General features: G+C 71.8%; 14 protein-coding genes and 1 pseudogene. 7 read left to right on the top strand and 8 right to left on the bottom strand.

The window, feature by feature from the left end:
- The 5 genes and pseudogenes from AB4Z14_RS21200 to AB4Z14_RS21180 all read left to right on the top strand — a co-directional run.
- Nucleotides 1-236: pseudogene (locus tag AB4Z14_RS21200) on the top strand (hemerythrin domain-containing protein); the annotation flags it as partial.
- A gap of 148 nt (nt 237-384) precedes the next feature.
- Nucleotides 385-804: a DUF7144 family membrane protein gene (locus AB4Z14_RS21195; protein WP_442276959.1), complete on the top strand. Its 420-nt coding sequence runs from the start codon at nt 385-387 to the stop codon at nt 802-804.
- Between the two features lie 261 nt (nt 805-1065).
- A complete protein-coding gene (locus AB4Z14_RS21190) occupies nt 1066-2145 on the top strand; it encodes a fatty acid desaturase family protein (RefSeq protein WP_442276958.1) in 1080 nt (359 codons plus the stop codon).
- 105 nt (nt 2146-2250) lie between these two features.
- On the top strand, nt 2251-2748 hold the full coding sequence (locus AB4Z14_RS21185) for a pyridoxamine 5'-phosphate oxidase family protein (RefSeq protein WP_442276957.1): 498 nt from the start codon (nt 2251-2253) through the stop codon (nt 2746-2748).
- A 52-nt stretch (nt 2749-2800) separates the two neighbouring features.
- On the top strand, nt 2801-3415 hold the full coding sequence (locus AB4Z14_RS21180) for a maleylpyruvate isomerase N-terminal domain-containing protein (RefSeq protein ID WP_442276956.1): 615 nt from the start codon (nt 2801-2803) through the stop codon (nt 3413-3415).
- Nucleotides 3416-3683: 268 nt separating this feature from the next.
- Here the strand turns inward: AB4Z14_RS21180 and AB4Z14_RS21175 are convergent, their stop codons facing one another.
- From AB4Z14_RS21175 to asnB, 4 genes are read right to left on the bottom strand one after another with little or no spacing between them, the layout of a single operon-like run.
- Nucleotides 3684-4997 (bottom strand): YncE family protein, encoded by a 1314-nt coding sequence (locus AB4Z14_RS21175; protein ID WP_442276955.1) that lies wholly within the window; start codon nt 4995-4997, stop codon nt 3684-3686.
- Between the two features lie 23 nt (nt 4998-5020).
- Nucleotides 5021-5908 (bottom strand): polysaccharide deacetylase family protein, encoded by an 888-nt coding sequence (locus AB4Z14_RS21170; RefSeq protein ID WP_442276954.1) that lies wholly within the window; start codon nt 5906-5908, stop codon nt 5021-5023.
- Nucleotides 5905-6624 carry a phosphatase PAP2 family protein gene (locus tag AB4Z14_RS21165; RefSeq protein WP_442276953.1) on the bottom strand — a complete coding sequence of 240 codons (720 nt, stop codon included), beginning with the start codon at nt 6622-6624 and terminating at the stop codon, nt 5905-5907. The genes AB4Z14_RS21170 and AB4Z14_RS21165 overlap by 4 nt, the downstream gene beginning before the upstream one ends.
- Complete coding sequence (asnB, locus tag AB4Z14_RS21160; RefSeq protein WP_442276952.1) at nt 6621-9584, bottom strand: asparagine synthase (glutamine-hydrolyzing); 2964 nt, start codon at nt 9582-9584, stop codon at nt 6621-6623. The genes AB4Z14_RS21165 and asnB overlap by 4 nt, the downstream gene beginning before the upstream one ends.
- A 171-nt stretch (nt 9585-9755) precedes the next feature.
- On the opposite strand from asnB, the gene AB4Z14_RS21155 reads away from it, so the two are divergent.
- On the top strand, nt 9756-10463 hold the full coding sequence (locus tag AB4Z14_RS21155) for a response regulator transcription factor (RefSeq protein ID WP_442276951.1): 708 nt from the start codon (nt 9756-9758) through the stop codon (nt 10461-10463).
- Here AB4Z14_RS21155 and AB4Z14_RS21150 read toward each other — a convergent pair.
- The 4 genes from AB4Z14_RS21150 to AB4Z14_RS21135 all read right to left on the bottom strand — a co-directional run bounded on the left by AB4Z14_RS21150 (nt 10406) and on the right by AB4Z14_RS21135 (nt 15822).
- Nucleotides 10406-11878, bottom strand: coding sequence for a sensor histidine kinase (locus AB4Z14_RS21150; protein ID WP_442276950.1), 1473 nt, complete (start codon nt 11876-11878; stop codon nt 10406-10408). The genes AB4Z14_RS21155 and AB4Z14_RS21150 overlap by 58 nt on opposite strands.
- A gap of 62 nt (nt 11879-11940) precedes the next feature.
- Nucleotides 11941-13242, bottom strand: a complete 1302-nt coding sequence (locus AB4Z14_RS21145) for a COG4705 family protein (protein WP_442276949.1) — start codon at nt 13240-13242, stop codon at nt 11941-11943.
- Between the two features lie 234 nt (nt 13243-13476).
- Entirely contained in the window at nt 13477-14640 is a 1164-nt protein-coding gene (locus AB4Z14_RS21140; protein WP_442276948.1) for a fatty acid desaturase family protein, read from the bottom strand.
- Between the two features lie 42 nt (nt 14641-14682).
- The gene (locus AB4Z14_RS21135) at nt 14683-15822 is read right to left on the bottom strand and encodes a ferredoxin reductase (RefSeq protein ID WP_442276947.1); all 1140 of its coding nucleotides are present in this window, start codon (nt 15820-15822) and stop codon (nt 14683-14685) included.
- Between the two features lie 86 nt (nt 15823-15908).
- On the opposite strand from AB4Z14_RS21135, the gene AB4Z14_RS21130 reads away from it, so the two are divergent.
- Nucleotides 15909-17144, top strand: a complete 1236-nt coding sequence (locus tag AB4Z14_RS21130; protein ID WP_442276946.1) for a helix-turn-helix domain-containing protein — start codon at nt 15909-15911, stop codon at nt 17142-17144.
- Nucleotide 17145 lies beyond the last annotated feature (1 nt).

The raw sequence follows: 17145 nt of genomic DNA, 5'->3' as shown, positions 1-17145 counted from the left end.
CAGCGATGGATGCCACGGACGAGCGGTTCGACGCCAAGACGACGGTGCTCATCGAGAACGTCGAGCACCACATGGCCGAGGAGGAGCAGGACTGGTTCCCGAAGGTCCGCGAGGGCCTCGGGCGCAAGCAGCTGCAGGAGCTCGGCGAGCAGCTGCTCGCTGCCCGGAAGAAGGCACCGCGCCGTCCCGAGCAGCCCAGCGCGATGAAGAAGGCCATCGACGCGGTCGTCTCCTGAGGGTCCGGCTCTCTGCCTGACGAGGTCAGTCGATCTCGTTCGGCACCCGTCCCTCAGCCAAGAGAGCTGGCGATCTCATGCCGACCGGGTGAGGACGGTCTACGGCGGACCGGGCGACGATGAGGCATCGCCAAGCCCGGGAGGACGCATGACCAGCTCGCCCATCACCGCTCCGACCCGCCCGCACGGTTGGAGGTACGGGACCGTGCTCTTCGCGGGAACGGTGTTGCTCATCTCCGGCATCCTCGAGTTCCTGCGTGGGCTGTCGGCGCTCTTCGACAACACGCTCTACGTCAACACGCCCCGGTACATCTTCGCCTTCGACACCACGGCCTGGGGCTGGATCCACCTCGTCTGGGGCATCGTCCTCGTCGTGGTCGGAGGACTGATCCTCGCCGAGCGGCCCATCGGCCGGATCCTCGGTCTGGTCCCCGTGTCGCTCGCGATGGTCCTCAACTTCGCCTCGATACCGGTCTATCCGGTCTGGTCCATCGTGCTGCTGACGCTCAACGCCCTCGTCATCTGGGCGCTGTGCACCGCGGGGTTCGCCGACGACGTCGGCTACTGACGCCGGCCCGCGCTCATCGCCCCTCGGGTCCTGACGCTGACGGTCGTCGCGGCGGTGCCGGCCGCCCCGGACGCGTACACTCGGGGTGGTAGGCGAGTCCCTGGACCCCGGTCGCGTCCCTCCCGTGAACGTGACGTCGTGCGTCGTCCGGCACCGCCGTCCCCGCGCCGGTCACTCCTCACATGCCCGTGGAGCCCCCGCGTCGTTCTCGCGAACGCCCGTGGCCACGGGAAACACCGTGGCCCAAGGAGATCGATCGCCGTGACCAGCACCCACCATGACCAGACCACCGGGAGCTCGTTCACGGCGCTCACCCGCCAGGTGCACGACCTGGGACTGATGCGTCGGCGGTACGCCTACTACTGGACCAGACTCGTCGGCGCCGTCGTGGCGATGGCGGGGTGGGTGCTCATCGTCGTGTGGATCGGTGACAGCTGGTGGCAGCTCGCGCCCGGTGCGGTCCTCGCGGTGCTGATGACCCAGATCGCCTTCCTCGGCCACGACGCCGCGCACCGCCAGATGTTCCGTTCCGGTCGACTCAACGACTGGGTCAGCCTCGTCGTGGCCAACCTGCTCGTCGGCATCAGCTACGGCTGGTGGCAGAGCAAGCACACCCGTCACCACGGCAACCCCAACAAGGTCGGCTACGACCCCGACATCGCGTCGGGGGTGCTCGCCTTCACCCCCGGGCAGGCCCACCGCTCCCATCGACCACTGGTGCGCTGGCTCGTGGCCCACCAGGGCTGGTACTTCTTCCCGCTGCTGCTGCTCGAAGGACTGTCGCTGCACTGGGAGGGCATCCACCGGGTCGCCGGCCGTCGTCGGGTCGAGCGCCGGTGGGTCGAGCTGGCCTTCCTGACCACCCGCCTCGCGGGGCTGCCGGTGCTCCTGCTCCTCGTCATGTCGCCGGCCAAGGTCGTCGCCGTCCTCGCCGTCCAGCTCGCGCTGTTCGGCCTCTACATGGGCCTCTCCTTCGCCCCGAACCACATCGGCATGCCCCTCGTCGCGCCGGGGCTCAAGCTCGACTTCCTCAACCGCCAGGTCCTCATGAGCCGCAACATCAGTGGCGGTCGGTGGATGTCCGTGCTCCTCGGTGGGCTGAACCACCAGACCGAGCACCACCTCTTCCCGTCGATGGCGCGGCCCCACCTGCGGCGGGTGCAGCCGCTCGTGGTCGCCTACTGCGCGGCCGAGGGGGTGCGCTACACGCAGACGACGCTCTGGACGGCATACGGAAGCGTCATCAGCCACCTCAACGCCGTCGGCCTCAAGGACAACGACCCGTTCCTGTGCCCGCTCGTCGCGAGCCGACGCGCGGTGACCGTGGCGGACGCCACCTGATGGTCACCGGCTCGCCAGCGGTCCGATGTCGAGACACGCGGGCTGGCTCCGTCCCACCCGTGAAGGGCAGCCACCCGGAGGCCCACCTGAACACGGAGGTCGACCGTGCAACCGAACGAGATCACCGAGGTCCTGAACCGGCCCGGGAGCCAGCAGATGCTCACGCGTGACGTGGCCCGCCTGGCCTACGTCGCCACGGACGGCACACCGCGCGTCATCCCGATCGCCTTCACCTGGAACGGGACCCACTTGGTCATGTGCACCACGAAGAACGCGCCGAAGCTGCCTGCCCTGCGTCGCGACCCGGTGGTCGCGCTCACCATCGACACCGAGGTGCACCCGCCGACGATGCTGCTCGTCCGCGGCACGGCCGAGCTCGATGTCGTCGACGGCATCCCGGAGGAGTATCTCCAGATGAACGGCACGTACACGATGACGCCCGAGCAGCGGGTCGGGTGGGAGGCGGAGGTCCGCTCGCTCTACGACGGGATGGTCCGGATCGTCGTGACCCCGACGTGGGCGAAGCTCATCGACTTCGAGACGACGCTGCCGAGCGCCGTCGAGGAGCTGGTCCTGGAACGCGAGCGCCGGCAACGCGCCTGAGTCCGCGCCTTCCCGGTCGGGGACCGTCCGGATCCGGTGGCACGGTCGGGTCATGACCACAGCGACGAGTCCCGGGGTTCTCACCGATCCGCGGCCGATCACCGATCTCATCCCCTCCGTGGCGGCGGTGTGCCGCAGCGTCCTCGATGCCGCCGTCGACCGCGAGTGGAGCATGCCGGCCGGTGACCTCGAGTGGTCGTGCCGGCGCACCGCGGCCCACGTGGCCGACGTGCTCTTCTCGTATGCCGGCCAGGTCGTCGCGCAGCCGGACGCGGCCTACCTGCCGATGGAGCTCGTGGTCGAGGACGCCGCGACGCCCGACCGTCTCGTCGCCTCGGTCGTCACGTGCGCAGAGCTGCTGCACCTGGCCTGCCGGGCCGCGCCGGCCGGGCTGCGGGCCTGGCACCCGGCCGGCGTCGCGGACGCTGAGGGCTTCGCGGCCATGGGCGTCGTCGAGGTGCTGGTGCACACCCACGACGTCACCCGCGGTCTGGGGCTCGGGTGGGTGCCGCCGCAGGAGCTCACGGCAGGGGCGCTGGCGCGACTCTTCCCGCAGGCACCTGACGGGGACCCGACGGAGGTACTGCTGTGGTGCTGCGGTCGCGGCGTCCTCGCGGACCGGCCCCATCTCGAGACGTGGCGCTGGGACCCGACGGTGCGGAGCTGAGTCGCTCGAGTCGCTCGAGTCACTGACCGCGCCGCCGGTGGCCCCGAGAGCCGGGAGCAGCACAGAGCCCCCGCTCAGGTGGGCGAGCGGGGGCTCTGTTCGGTGCTGCCCGTCCCCGACGGGCCAGCCCGGGGTACCCCTCCACGAACACCCGAGGCTGTTGCCAGGACGCCCGGGGGCGTCCCTTCCCCCTGTAGACGATCAGCCTGCGTTTTCATGACACGGTTTTTCAGCGGATCTCCGGACCGCGCGACGTCCGGCCACGAGGTCATCGCATGTTGCCCGTGTGACCCAGCGAGAAGCGGCCCGGTTGCGGCCAGACGAGGAGGCCGTGCGGCCCCGGTCGCACCCGGATGCGGTGGGTGACACGGCCCGTCACGGTGTCGATGACGTAGACGCAGGAGTCGTAGCGACCGGAGAACCACAGCTCGCTCCCGTCGGCCGTCACCCCTCCCATGTCGGGGGATCCCCCGCCGGGGATCCGCCACGTCGCGAGCCGGCGCAGGGTGCCGCCGTCGAGGACGCTGACGGTCCCCTCGCCCCGGTTGCTCACGAAGACGCGTCGCGCGTCCCGGGCGGGATAGATGCCGTGCGCGCCCAGGCCCGTCCTGACGAAGCGCGTCACGTGGAAGGTCGTCGCGTCGATGACCCAGATGCCGTTGCGCAGCATGTCGGCGACGAGGAAGGATCGGCCGTCCGGAGAGAGACGCACGTCCTGGGGCATCGACGTCGCGCCCGACGCGAGCATGGCCGCGGGACCGCCCATCGACCGGGCATCGGCCGGGCGGGTCGCTCCCGGGGTCCGGATGCGGTTGAGGTCGACGATCCGGACGACCCGAGTGGCGGACGCGTCGAGCTCGGCGAGGTCGCCGCTGAACTCGCAGCTGACGAGCATCCTCGTCAGGTCGGCCGTGAAGTCGGCGTGGTTGAGCCCAGCGCACGGCACCGGCAGGGAACGCCGCAGGGCCATGGTGCGAGCGTCGCGGACGTCGACCCGACGGAGCCGCTCGGCCATGACGAGCGCGCTCCTGCCGTCGGGGGTGAAGTAGAGGTTGTAGGGATCGCGCACCGCCACGGGGGTGCCGACGGCACCGGTGCGCGGGTCGATGGGCGTCAGGGCGTTGCCCGCGTCGCTGTTGACCCAGAGGCGGCGCAGGTCCGCGGACGGCACGACGTGCTCGGGCGAGCGCGGCACGCGTCGGGTGGCGATGACGGCATACGTCCTCGGGTCGATGACCTGGACCGTCCCGGCGAGCTGCTCGGGCACGTAGACGAGCGGACGCGCCCGGCGGGCCTCTCCGGCGAGGCTCCCCGCGCCGGTGAACGCATAGGGCTGCGTCGTCCCGGCGTCCAGCGGCGCGGACCCGGGCGGACGCGGCGAGGGTGAGCCCGACGAGGTCGGCGCGGGGGCCGACGAGGTGGGCACGGGGGCCGTCGAGCTCGGCCCGAGGGGGGCGACGACCCGCGACGACGGACTCGGAGCACCGGCCGCGGCAGTCCGGGACGTCGAGCAGTCGGCCAGCAGGGCGCTCGTCGTGACCGTGAGGGCGAGCAGGACCACGACGCCGCGAAGCGGTCCCACGGCGGCACGAGCGCGAGGCGGTCTCACGCCAGGAGCTCGTTGACCGTGACCGCACGCAGACCACGGGCGCGCAGCCCCGCGAGGATGCCGGGCAGGGCGGCCACGGTGCCGGCGTGACCGAGGTGGAGGCTGACGATGCTCCCGGCCCGGACGTCGGCGAGCGTCCGCTCGCGCACAGCGGCCGTCCCGGGGTCGAGGTAGTCCTGGGGGTCGACGTCGTAGGAGATGCAACGCGCGTAGCCGGAGGCGCGGGCGGCCGCCCGGATCACGGCGGTGCTCGTCGGAGTCCCCGACGGCCGGAAGAGCAGCCCGGCCGAGCCGCGCACGAGAGCCACCTCGGCCGCCCCTCGGCTCACCTCGGCGTCGGCCTCGGCGGCGGCGAGCCTGCGCATGGGTCGGTGGCTCCACGTGTGGTTGCCCAGGTCGTGGCCTCCCGCGAGGACGGCGCGGCCCAGGGCCGGGTTGGCATGGAGCCACTGGCCCACGGCGAAGACGGTGACCCGGGCGCCGTGGGCGCGGGCGATGTCGAGGACGGTCGCCGTCAGGAAGGCGGGTCCGGCGCCATGGAAGGTCAGGGCGACCTCGTGACGGCCGGACGAGCCCGACCGGATGTCGGGGCCGACGGACCCGAGGACCGTGTCGGCCTCGGTCGACGTGGTGGGAGCCGCCGATGACCCGGTGGCCACCGGAGGTGCCGAGCCGGGGACGCCGGAGGTCGGCGCGGGCGCGCGGGTCCCCCGGAGCGTTCCCTGCGCCGCGGGCGGCGGGGTCTCCGGGGCCGGCGAGCACGCAGCGACACCAGCCGACCCCAGAGCGCCGGCGGCCGCGGCGAGCACGGCTCTCCGAGACGTGCCACCACGGAGGACGGGCACCGCGTCGGGCTGGTCGCGGGCCGGCTCTCGTGGCGTCATGCGTCCCTCCCTTCCGGCTCGCCGGCGCGAGGACTCAGCCGCGTCCGCAGCCACGGCATGGCGGGTGCGGCGAGGGCCGTCACCACGAGGACGGATGCGCCGGCGAAGACGACCGAGGCGACGACGTCGGTGACGTAGTGGACCCCGAGGTAGAGCCGCGAGAGGGCGACGACGGCCACAATGGGCAGGCCGACGACCCAGGCGACCCGGGTGGACCGACCGGTCAGGACCAGTGCCGCCACGACCGCGAAGACCGTCGCCGCGGCGAACGCGGTGTGTCCGCTCGGATAGCTGTCAGCGGCGGTCTCCGCGACGAGGGCGTGGACGGCGGCGGCAGGGGGCCGAGGCCGGTGGACGAGGACCTTGCCGACCTCGACCGAGAGCCAGCCGACGACCGTCAGGACCCCGATGGTCACGGCGGCGAACCGGTCTCTCGTCCAGACGAGTCCGCAGCCCACGAGCAGCAGGACCGGGGCGATGCGTGTGCCGAGGCCGACGTCGACGACCTGGGCGGCCGCGGTCAGCAGACGGTCGCGGTGTCCGGAGAGGAGCACGTCCAGCCCCAGCTCGCCGGTCCGGGAGGCGCCGACGGCCGTCACCGCGAAGCCGAGGGCGAGACCGACGCCGAGGAGCGCGATCCCCCAGACCACCCAGGCCCGCCGACGCGCCCGCCGGCGCTTCGCCGTGTCCGGCTCGGAGGTCACGACGGTGGTCATGCGAACCGTCCGCTCGCCCGGGTGGGATCGGCGTATGCCGTCACGAGCGTCGTCGGGTCCGCGGCCGGGGTCGGGCCCGCGTCGGGGCTCGTGCCGGGGCTCGTGTCGGGGCTCGTGTCGGGGCTCGTGTCGGGGGCCGTGTCGGGGGCCGTGTCGGGGGCCGTGTCGGGGGGCGTCGGCGGGCTCGGGTCCAGGAGCCGGAGCTCGTCGAGGACGAGCGCCACCGGGGTGCGCTGTGACCCCTGGCCCAGCGGGTTGTCGGCGAACATCTGCTCCATCCGGGTCCGGTCACCCGCGGCGTCGCTCCCGAGGACGTTGCAGCCGAGGTCGTTCGCGTCGATGACGACGGTGCCACCGAAGGTGTCGGCAAGGCCCTGGGGCAGTGCGGCGCGGATCGCCGCCGAGATGGTCGCAGACACGCGGTCGGGATCCTCGGGGGCGAGCTTGGCCGACAGGTTGGCCGGGTGGACGGAGTACTCGGTCGGTCCGTCGATGGCGCGCACGTCGCCCCCGACGACGGTGTAGAAGAGGCCCCGCCGTCCGACGAGCTTGCCCGCGGCTCCCGCGGCCGCGGCGAGCAGCACCCGCGGGAGGCCCGCCTCGTCGATCGCCAGCTGCATCGTGAACGGTGACCCGAGACCGATGCCTGCGGAGGTCCGCGTCACGTGACGGCTCAGCACGCGCGCGGCTCGGCTGACGGGGATGTCCCAGATGAAGAACGAGCGGTGCTGGGTGATCGCGACGACCTTCTCCGAGACGAAGACGTACCAGCGGCTGAACCCCGCTCCCGCGACGGACCGGCCGTCACCGAGCGCGTCGACGTGCGCGCGGACCCGGTCCACCACGAGGGCCACGAGGTCGTCGGTGTCGGCCACCTGCGGGGTGCGCACCGGGAGGCGACGGACCCGTGTGCCGTCGGGCAGCTCGATGTCGAGGTGCTTCCCCTCGTTGGTGACGGGGGCCGTCAGGGAGCCTGCCCCACGGGCCGCTCCGCGCGTGGGGCCGGCCGCGCCCGACCTCGCGTCGTCGGCCGGGTCGGACCCGGCGTCGGCCGGGTCGGACCTGGCGTCGGCCGTGTCGGCGGCGGGTTCGGCTCGCGCGTCGAAGAACTCGCGCAGCCAGAGCTCGACGTTGAGGATGCGCCAGAAGGCCATGGAGTCGAGCGAGCCCCGACCACTCAGCCACTGCTCGAAGGCGTTGAGGACCTCGGTCCGGTCGAAGTAGGGCCGGCTCGCGAACGACTCGGAGAGGAACACCCGGTAGATGAACTCGCGCTGTTCGTGGAACCACTCGTTCTGCGGGGTCGTGAAGCCGATCTTGTTGCGCCGTCGGGTGATCGAGGCCGGAAGCACGTGCTCCTCGGCATCGCGCAGGACGTGCTTGTTCCAGCCGTCCCGGATGATCGCGTCGTCGGGCATCGCGAAGACCGTGCGCACGAGGTCGGGGTCGAGGAAGGGCACCCGACCCTCGACGGAGAAGCGCATCGAGTTGCGGTCCTCGTAGCGCAGCAGAGCCGGCAGCGAGGCCACGAAGAGGTCGTGGACGAGGCGCTGTCGTAGGGTCGCCCCCTCCACGGCGTAGGTGTCGTCCGCGTGGGCGGCCCTGAAGTCCCGTCGGAGGAGCTGGCTCACCGATCCCCCGCCCTGCAGCCGGGTCCGGAGCCGCGAGCGGACCTGACCGACGAGGATGTCGCGAGAGGCGACGATCTCCGAGAGGCCGGCACGTCGGTCCCGGGAGACCAGGCTGCGCAGGTGCGTGACGGTCTGGGGGACGTATCCCGCCAGCATCTCGTCCGCCCCCTGTCCGTCGAGCATCACCGTGACGTGCCGGCTCGCCTCCTTCATGACGCGGTACTGCGCGTACGGTCCGGTCGAGACGACGGGCTCCTCCTGGGTGCGCACGAAGTCGGTGAGGTCGGCGAGCAGGTCGTCGGAGGTCGGCCGGATCCTGTGTGACTGGACGGGACCCGAGCACGCGTCGACGGCGTCATCCACCCAGCGCTCCTCATCGTTGCGGTAGCCGGGGAAGACCGCAGAGAAGGTCTGCTGCCGAGGCCCGACGGCCTCGGCCGACGTGTCGTGCGTGGTGAGCAGCCGGTCGATCCCGACGGCGATGGTCGAGCTGTCGAGCCCACCCGAGAGCGACGTTCCCACCGGCACGTCCGAGCGCAGCCGCAGCGCGATGGACTCGTTCAGCCCGTCGCGCAGGGCCGCGACCTCCTCCGCGCCCGCACCGGTCGCGGCGGGACGAGCGCGCTCGAGGTCGTGCTGCAGGGTGCCGTAGCGCCTACGCTCGAACCCGTCAGCGCTGATCGTCGCCATCTCACCCGGCAGCAACCGCTCGATGCCGTCGAAGAAGGTCTCGGCACCGTCATCGTGCACCCGATGGCGCAGATAGCGGAACAGGCTCCTCTCGTTGGGCGCCCGGTCGTGGCGGCCGCTGACGAGGATCGGCCTGATCTCGCTGGAGAAGAGCCACGAGCCTCCGCGGCCGCCTCGGCCTCCGTGCGCCTCCGACACCCGGCTCACGTGGAGCGGCTTGATGCCGAACTGGTCACGGGCCAGGGTCAGCGTCTGCTCGTCGCGGTCCCAGACCGCGATCGCGAACATCCCGTTGAGGCGGTCGAACGCCTCACGTCCCCACGCGGCATACGCCTGCAGGACGACCTCGGTGTCGCTGTGCGTCACGAACGTCCGTGACGCCGAAGCGAGCTCGTCCCGCAGGGCGCGGTAGTTGTAGACCTCACCGTTGTACGCGAGGACGTACCTGCCGTCCGGCGTGGCCATCGGCTGCCTCCCGCCCTCGCGGTCGATGATCGACAGTCGCTGGTGGGCCAGCCCGACGGGGCCGTCGAGGTGGGTACCCGAGTCGTCGGGCCCACGGTGACGCTGGGCCGCGCTCATCCGGTCCAGCAGCCCACGGTCCTCCTCGAGGCCGAAGTACCCGGCGATTCCACACATGCGCATCCCTCCGACGACGGTCGTCTGACCCGCCATCGTGCGACGACGCCGCTGAGAGGACCCTGAGGCCGGTTCTCAGCCGGTGTTCAGGCTCGCCGACCTAGGCTCGGGCCCATGAGCGCCATCCGCGAACCCGCAGGCCTCGGCCTCGACGCCCGGCAGGTCTGAGCGGTGCGCGTGCTCGTCGTCGAGGACGAGACGTCCCTCGCGGAGGTCGTCCGACGCGGTCTGACGCGCGAAGGGTTCGTCGTCGACGTCATGCACGACGGCCAGGACGGGCTGTGGGCGGCCACCGAGTCCGCGTACGACGTCATCGTCCTCGACATCATGCTGCCCGGGCTCGACGGCTACCAGGTGATCGCACGACTGCGCGAGGCGGGTGTGTGGACGCCCGTGCTCATGCTGACCGCCGTCGACGGTGAGCACGACCAGGCCGAGGCGTTCAACCTCGGTGCGGACGACTACCTCACGAAGCCGTTCAGCTTCGTCGTGCTCGTCGCCCGGCTCAGGGCGCTCATCCGGCGGGGCGCCCCGGAACGTCCCGTGGTCCTCACGAACGGCTCCCTGTCGCTCGACCCGGTGCGACGGCGGGTGCTGCGACACGGATCCGAGATCGCCCTGACTCCCAAGGAGTTCGCGCTCCTGACCTTCCTCATGATGCACGCGGGTGAGGTCGTCACCAAGGCCGCCATCCTCGATGCCGTGTGGGATCCGGCCTACGACGGCGACGTCAACATCGTCGAGGTCTACGTCGGCTACCTTCGCCGTAAGATCGATGCCCCGTTCGCCGAGGCGAGCATCGAGACCGTGCGGGGCGTGGGCTACCGACTGCTCGAGGCTGAGTCTGCGGAACCTGCCGAACCGGTCGAGCCGGCCTGATCCGCGGCTCCCGACCCGCCGGCCGGTGGCGCCGACGAGGGCAGCGGCAGCGTCAGCTCGAAGCAGGCGCCACCGGACGGCGACTCGCGCACCGAGAGCCTCCCGCCGTGTGCCACGGCGAGCTCCCGGGCGATGGCGAGACCGAGGCCGGCTCCCCCGGAGTGGCGTGACCTGCTCTCGTCGAGCCGCACGAAGCGCTCGAACACGCGCGCTCGGTCGGCCACGGGGATGCCGGGTCCGTCGTCCTCGACCCGCACCGCGGCGCTGGCGCCACCCCGCTCGACGGTGACGTCCACGGTGCCCACCGCATGGCGGGCGGCATTGTCGAGCAGGTTGCGCAGGACCTGCTCGAGCTGGTGCTCGTCGCCGCGGACCCGCACGGCGGCGTTGGTCAGACGGACCGCCAACGGGGTCAGCCGGCGCAGTCGCCGGACCTCACGGTCGACGAGGTCGTCGAGGTCGACGTCGCGGCGGCTCACCGTGAGGGCGTGGTCATCGGCCTGCGACAGCAGGAGCAGGTGGTCGACGAGCCGGCTCATCCGCTCGGTCTCGCCGCGCAGGATCGGGTCGAGCTGTTCCCACGACGTCTCGGGATCGTCGGGACTGACGACGTCGAGCGACGCCCGGATGGTCGCGAGCGGCGACCGCAGCTCGTGGCTGGCGTCGGAGACGAAGCGGCGCTGGGCGCGCTGCGAGGCCTCGAGCCGGCTCAGCATCGAGTTCATCGTCACGGCCAGCTGAGCGATCTCGTCGTGGGTGGGCGGCACGGGCACGCGATCCTGCAACCTGGAGGCGCTCGTGCGCTCGACGTGGGAGCGGATCGCCTCCACGGAGCTGAGGGCGCGCCCGACCCGCCACCACGTGATCATCGCGGTGAGGGCCACGAGGAACGGCAGGGCGACCGCCAGGAGGATGGCCGTGGTCCGGACGGCCTGCTCGCGCGCCTCCTGGGACGCCTGTGCCGCGAGGACGTACGTGTCACCACCCACCTCGACCCCGCGTGCGACCACGAGGGGGTCCCGCAGGTCGAGCGGCAGCGGGAGAGAGGAGCGGCCGGTGACCACGGTCTGACCGGCCGCCGGCCGCGCGTCGGTGATCGGCTCGGTCCGCGACGCCTTCGAGGTGTAGACCACGTGCGCCGCTCCGCCCTCGTACCCGATGACCTGGACGATGACGTTGTCGGGACCCTCGTCGCGCTCGCTTCGCGCGAGACCTGCGGTCCCGTCGACGGCCAGCACGGTGGCGTCCTCGTCGACGACGGAGGTCACGCTCTCCTGCAGCGTCTGGGTCAGGGCCCCCTGCAGCACGAGGACGAGCACGGCGCTGCCGAGGAGCAGGGCGACGGCCACCACGGCTGCGGCGGCGACCGTCGCCTGTCCCCGGACTCCCGTGGGCAGTCGGAAGCGGGCCGTCATCGGGCTCCTTCCGGTCTGGGGCGGCACGGTGGGTGCCACCACGATTCTGCCCGATCGGGCTGCTAGGCCTTCTTCTCCAGTGAGCCGATCGTCGACTGGAGAGCCTTGAGCGCAGCGGCGCTGTCCGCCTTGGAGGGCGGTGTCGACCGCAGCGCCGTCAGCGCACCGTCGATCGCGGAGTCCATGGTGTGCCAGTCGTCGGGCGACGCCGGCTTCATCGCGGCCTCTCCGTCGTCCCAGGCGACCTCGAGGTCCTTGATCCGCGTCGTTGCTGAGGACAGGTCGCCCGACCGGGTCTTCGCCGCGACGTCGTCGACGATGACGGCGAACGGCCGCAGGTCCCCGATGGGCGACGTCGCGTCCGTCTCCAACGGGTTGGCCCGCGTGGCGCTGCCCCGGGTACCGGACGATGCACCGGCGGTCGTGCCGGATTGAGTGGCCGAGGCGGGAGCGGCAGTCGGCGCAAGAGCCGTGGCGGTGGCGACGACGGCCACGGCGCCTGCGGCCGCCCAGGCGTAGTCGCGGCGCGGGTGCACGGCCGGGGCCTCACCCTTGGCGCGGATGCCGTGACGGTTGACGTTGACCTGCTCGCGGGCGACGAGCACGACGATGACGGCGAGGAAGACGAGGCTCGTCAGGCTGGCGCCGAGACCCAGACCTCCGAAGTCGCGGCTCTGCGTGAGCAGGTCACCGAGCGAGGCACCGAGCGGTCGAGTCAGGACGTAGGCGATCCAGAACGCGAGGACCCCGTTGAGTCCGGCGCGACGAGCGACCCAGACGGCGAGGATGAGCCCACCGAAGATGAGGACACCGTTGCGGAAGCCGAGCGACAGCGCCTCGGTGGCGAGGTCACCGCCGGCCGTGCCGAGCGCGAAGGTCGTGAGGATCGCGCCCCAGTAGAACCGCTCGCGCCGCGGCGTGTCGATCGCGGTGATCGCGAGGGTGCGCTCCTGGCGCCACCACACCGTGAAGACCGCGGCCAGCACCAGGGCGAACACCGCAGTGCTGACGTAGAGGCTGACGCCCAGCGTGTCGGTGAAGAAGTCGGTGATCTGGGTGCCGACGATGCTGACGAGGATGACTGTGAGCCAGTAGAGCCACGGCACGAGGCGCCGCGTCCGCAGCTGGGCGACCAGGGCGATGACGAGGAGGGTCATCATGGCTGCGTCCGTGACGAGCGTCCCGAGGCCGACCTGCACGGCGAGGTAGTCGGCGAACGTCTCGCCGATCGTCGTCGACAGGATCTTGATGAGCCAGAAGGTGGCCGTGATGGCCGGCACCTTGTTGAGCAGCTGGGCGGACACAGGGCGAGGCGCCTGGTGAGCCGCCGTCCCAGGGACGGTGGACGTCTGGTGGTCAGACATGCGGGATCCTCCACGGAGAGAGCTGTCTCGACAGTCCTCCCGGTCCGGGGCGACCCGGCGTGGCGCCGTCGGTCGGCCCTCGTGGAGCGCGCGACACGGCCGTCGGTGGCCGCGTGTGTCAGGACGTCGAGACGCCGGGAGAGGATCTCCCGGCGTCACGACGATGTCGCAACCACACTGAGGGCACGCTGAGGAGGCGCCTGCAGCAGCGCCCTGACGCGAGGCGCCGGGACCTCAGGCGGCCGCGTGCTCCCGCGCGGGCCCGGACGTCGGCAGGTCGGTGACGGACGCGCCCTTGTTGCGGCCCAGGAAGTCGTTCGGCAGGGACAGCCGGATGACCTTCTTCCAGGCCGAGCCGACCTGGCGCGGCAGCGAGCCCGTCGTGTAGGTCAGGCCGTAGCGCCGGAAGAGGTCCTGCACCTGCGGGGCGATCTCCTGGTAGCGGTTGCTCGGCAGGTCGGGGAAGAGGTGGTGCTCGATCTGGAAGCTGAGGTTGCCCGTCATGAAGTGCATCGCCTTGCTGCCGCTGATGTTGGCCGAGCCGAGCATCTGGCGCAGGTACCACTCGCCACGGGTCTCCCCCACGATCGACCGGCGCTCGAAGGTCTCGACGCCCTCGGGGAAGTGGCCGCACATGATGACCGAGTGGGTCCACAGGTTGCGGATGAGGTTGGCCGTGGCGTTCGCGGCGAGCGTGTTGAGGAACGACGGGCCCGAGAGCAGCGGGTGGATGACGTAGTCCTTCGTCATCTGGTTGCGGATCTTCTTCAGCGTCACCTTGGCGCGCGCCCGGAAGTCGGGGTCCTGGCGGCGCTCCTTGGTGGCGAGGTTCTTGCCGAGCTCGAGGTCGTAGGCGGCGATGCCGTACTCGAAGAAGCAGGCGTTGACGAAGTTCCACAGCGGCTGTGCGGCGTAGAGCGGCACCCAGCGCTGGTCCTCATCGACGCGCATGATGCCGTAGCCGAGGTCGTTGTCCTTGCCGATGACGTTCGTGTACGTGTGGTGCAGCTCGTTGTGCGAGTGCTTCCACTGCTCCGACGGACTGGCGTTGTCCCACTCCCACGTCGTCGAGTGGATCTTCGGGTCGCGCATCCAGTCCCACTGGCCGTGCATGACGTTGTGCCCGATCTCCATGTTCTCGATGATCTTCGCGACCGCGAGGCCGGCGGTGCCGACGACCCAGGCGGGCGGGAACATCGAGACGAGCAGGACTGCGCGAGAACCGAGCTCGAGCTTGCGCTGGGTGGCGATGACCTTGCGGATGTAGGCCGCGTCGTCGGCGCCGCGGGTGTCGATGACGGACTGGCGGATCGCGTCGAGCTCGACGCCGATCTGCTCGACGTCCTCGGGCGTCAGGTGCGCGATCGGGTTGTGGGTCTTCTTCTGCAGGACGGTCATGGTGACTCCTCTGGTCAGGGGGTCGGGGGTCTGTGGAACAGGTCAGTGGTCGATGACGCAGGCGCCGGCGGCTGCGGAGATGCAGGTCTGGATCGGGACGCCCTGGCCCTCGGTCTCGCCGGGGGTGGCGGTCGTGACGGCTCCGGTGCGCAGGTCGCGCACGGCTCCCTCGCGCAGGGGCAGGACGCAGCCGAAGCAGATGCCCATGCGGCACCCGGACGGCATGAGGACGCCGGCGGCCTCGGCGGCGTCGAGGATGGGGGTGGCGCCGTCGGCGTCGACGGTCGTGCCCGAGCCGGTGAAGTCGACCGTGCCGCCCTCGCCGACGACGAGGGTCGTGGCGCGGAACTGCTCGGTGAGCAGGTCGAGCCCGCGCTCGTCGTGGTGGCGCTGGAGCGCGTCGAGCAGCCCGCCGGGACCGCACGCGAGCGTCGTCCGGTCGAGCAGGTCGGGGACGAGGGCCTCGAGGTCGGCGACGTCGAGGACACCGTGCTCGTCGTCGTAGCGGGCGACGAGACGGATGAGGCCGGCCTGGTCGAGGGCGCGGAGGTTGTCGATGAAGATCGAGTGGGGCTCGCTCGGGGCGACGTGCACGACGACGATGTCGTATGCCGCCGAGCGGGCCAGGCGCACGACGCCGTCGTCGGCCACGGGGAAGAGGTTGCGCAGCATGCCGATGACCGGGGTGACGCCGGACCCCGCGGTGACGAAGAGGAACTTCCCGCCGTCGGTGGGGAGCACGAACTCGCCCTGGGCCTGCTCGAGGTGCACGAGGGTGCCGGGTCGCGACTCGCGCACGAGATGCGTGCTGACGAGCCCGTCCGGCACGGCCTTCACGGTGATGGAGATGTTGCCGTCGGCGCGCGGGCCGTGGGTCAGGGAGTAGGCCCGCCACTGGCGGATGCCGTCGACGTCGACACCGATGCGGACGTACTGTCCCGGCACGTGGCCCGCCCAGTCGGCGCCGGGGCGGATGACGATGGTGGCCGCGTCGGCCGTCTCGGGGTGGACGTCCACAATGCGTCCGCGCAGGTCGGCGCCGGGGCGCAACGGGTCGAAGAGGTCGAGGTAGTCGGCGGGCAACAGCGGGGAGGTCGCGCGCTCGGCGAGCTGGAGGAACCGTCGTCGCAAGGACGGGCGGGCGGCTCGGGTCGAGGGTTTCGAGGGCGCGGTCAGGCTCATGCCCCCAGCATGACTGACACCCAAGGGTAAGATCCTGACCACAGGGCGTGAAGTGTTCGGGAACTCTTGTGCGGAGGAAACAGTCGATGGCCTCAGAGACAACGAGCGCCACGGTCCGTGGCGCTGCTGACCTGCAGCTGGACCACGCGGTGCTCCGTGTGCTGCGTGAGCGGCTGCCGTCCATCGCGTCCACGACGGTCACCGCCGTCGTCGACGAGGTCCCCGACTACCGCGGCGCCCTCGGCGGGGTCGCCGGCGACACGATCGAGCGCGCCGTGCAGATGGCCATCGCCGGCTTCCTCAAGCTCGCGGGCGGCGGGAGCGACGTCGACGCGAGCACCCCGCTCGGCCCGACCCGCGAAGGGGCCTACGCGCTCGGACGCGGCGAGGCGCGCGGGGGACGGTCGATGGACAGCCTCCTCGCGGCATACCGGGTCGGTGCCCGCGTGTCGTGGCGCGAGCTCGCCCGGGCCGCGGGAGACGCCGGGCTGCCGGCGGCGACGATGGCGAAGTTCGCCGAGCTGCTCTTCGCCTACATCGACGAGCTGTCGGCCGCGAGCGTCGCGGGTCACACCGACGAGCTGACGACGAGTGGACGGGTGCGGGACCGCTACCGCGAACGGCTCGGTCAGCACCTGCTGGCCCGGGCCGGCATCGACACGCTGACCGCGGCGGCGGCCCGCGCCGAGTGGGCTCCCCCGGCCACGCTGACCGCCGTCCTGCTGCCGGCGGCCCAGGGACGCCGCGCCCTCGCCTCGCTCGGGGCCGACACCCTCCAGGTCGGCGAGGACCTGCCGGGCATCGACGACGTCGACCCGGACCACCCGCTGACGCTGCTGCTCGTGCCGGACGCCGACGGGCCGGGCCGCGTCCACGTGCTGCGGGTGCTGGCCGGCCGCCATGCCGTCGTCGGCCCGCCGCGCCCGTGGGACGACGCCCGTGCGTCCTACGACCGCGCCGCGCGCACGGCGCGACTCGTCCGGCCGTCACGCAGCGGGGCCCCCGTCGACACGGAGCGGCACCTGACCGACCTCGTCCTCACAGCCGACCCGGACGCGCTCGCCGACCTGCGCGACCTCGCTCTCGCGCCCCTCGCCGACCTGCCTCCCGGCACCCGTGACCGGCTCGCGGAGACGCTCCTGTCGTGGCTGCTGCACCAGGGACGTCGGGACGCGGTCGCTGCCGAGCTGCACGTGCACGCGCAGACCGTCCGCTACCGGATGGGCCAGGTGCGCGAGCTCTACGGCGACCGGCTCCTCGACCCGTCCGCGGTGCGCGAGCTCGTGGTGGCGCTCTCGGCTCCCACCGCGGACGGGTCCTGAG

This window comes from Terrabacter sp. 2TAF16, assembly GCF_052115065.1.
Classification (GTDB): domain Bacteria; phylum Actinomycetota; class Actinomycetes; order Actinomycetales; family Dermatophilaceae; genus Terrabacter.
Note: the sequence above shows the minus strand (reverse complement) of the source record. Positions and strands in the feature narration are given on the sequence as shown.

Coding starts and splice junctions, on each gene's coding strand:
- AB4Z14_RS21195 (WP_442276959.1), top strand. CDS start 385: ATGACCAGCTCGCCCATCACCGCTCCGACCCGCCCGCACGGTTGGAGG.
- AB4Z14_RS21180 (WP_442276956.1), top strand. CDS start 2,801: ATGACCACAGCGACGAGTCCCGGGGTTCTCACCGATCCGCGGCCGATC.
- AB4Z14_RS21170 (WP_442276954.1), bottom strand. CDS start 5,908: ATGACGCCACGAGAGCCGGCCCGCGACCAGCCCGACGCGGTGCCCGTC.
- AB4Z14_RS21165 (WP_442276953.1), bottom strand. CDS start 6,624: ATGACCACCGTCGTGACCTCCGAGCCGGACACGGCGAAGCGCCGGCGG.
- asnB (WP_442276952.1), bottom strand. CDS start 9,584: ATGTGTGGAATCGCCGGGTACTTCGGCCTCGAGGAGGACCGTGGGCTG.
- AB4Z14_RS21150 (WP_442276950.1), bottom strand. CDS start 11,878: ATGACGGCCCGCTTCCGACTGCCCACGGGAGTCCGGGGACAGGCGACG.
- AB4Z14_RS21145 (WP_442276949.1), bottom strand. CDS start 13,242: ATGTCTGACCACCAGACGTCCACCGTCCCTGGGACGGCGGCTCACCAG.
- AB4Z14_RS21140 (WP_442276948.1), bottom strand. CDS start 14,640: ATGACCGTCCTGCAGAAGAAGACCCACAACCCGATCGCGCACCTGACG.
- AB4Z14_RS21135 (WP_442276947.1), bottom strand. CDS start 15,822: ATGAGCCTGACCGCGCCCTCGAAACCCTCGACCCGAGCCGCCCGCCCG.
- AB4Z14_RS21130 (WP_442276946.1), top strand. CDS start 15,909: ATGGCCTCAGAGACAACGAGCGCCACGGTCCGTGGCGCTGCTGACCTG.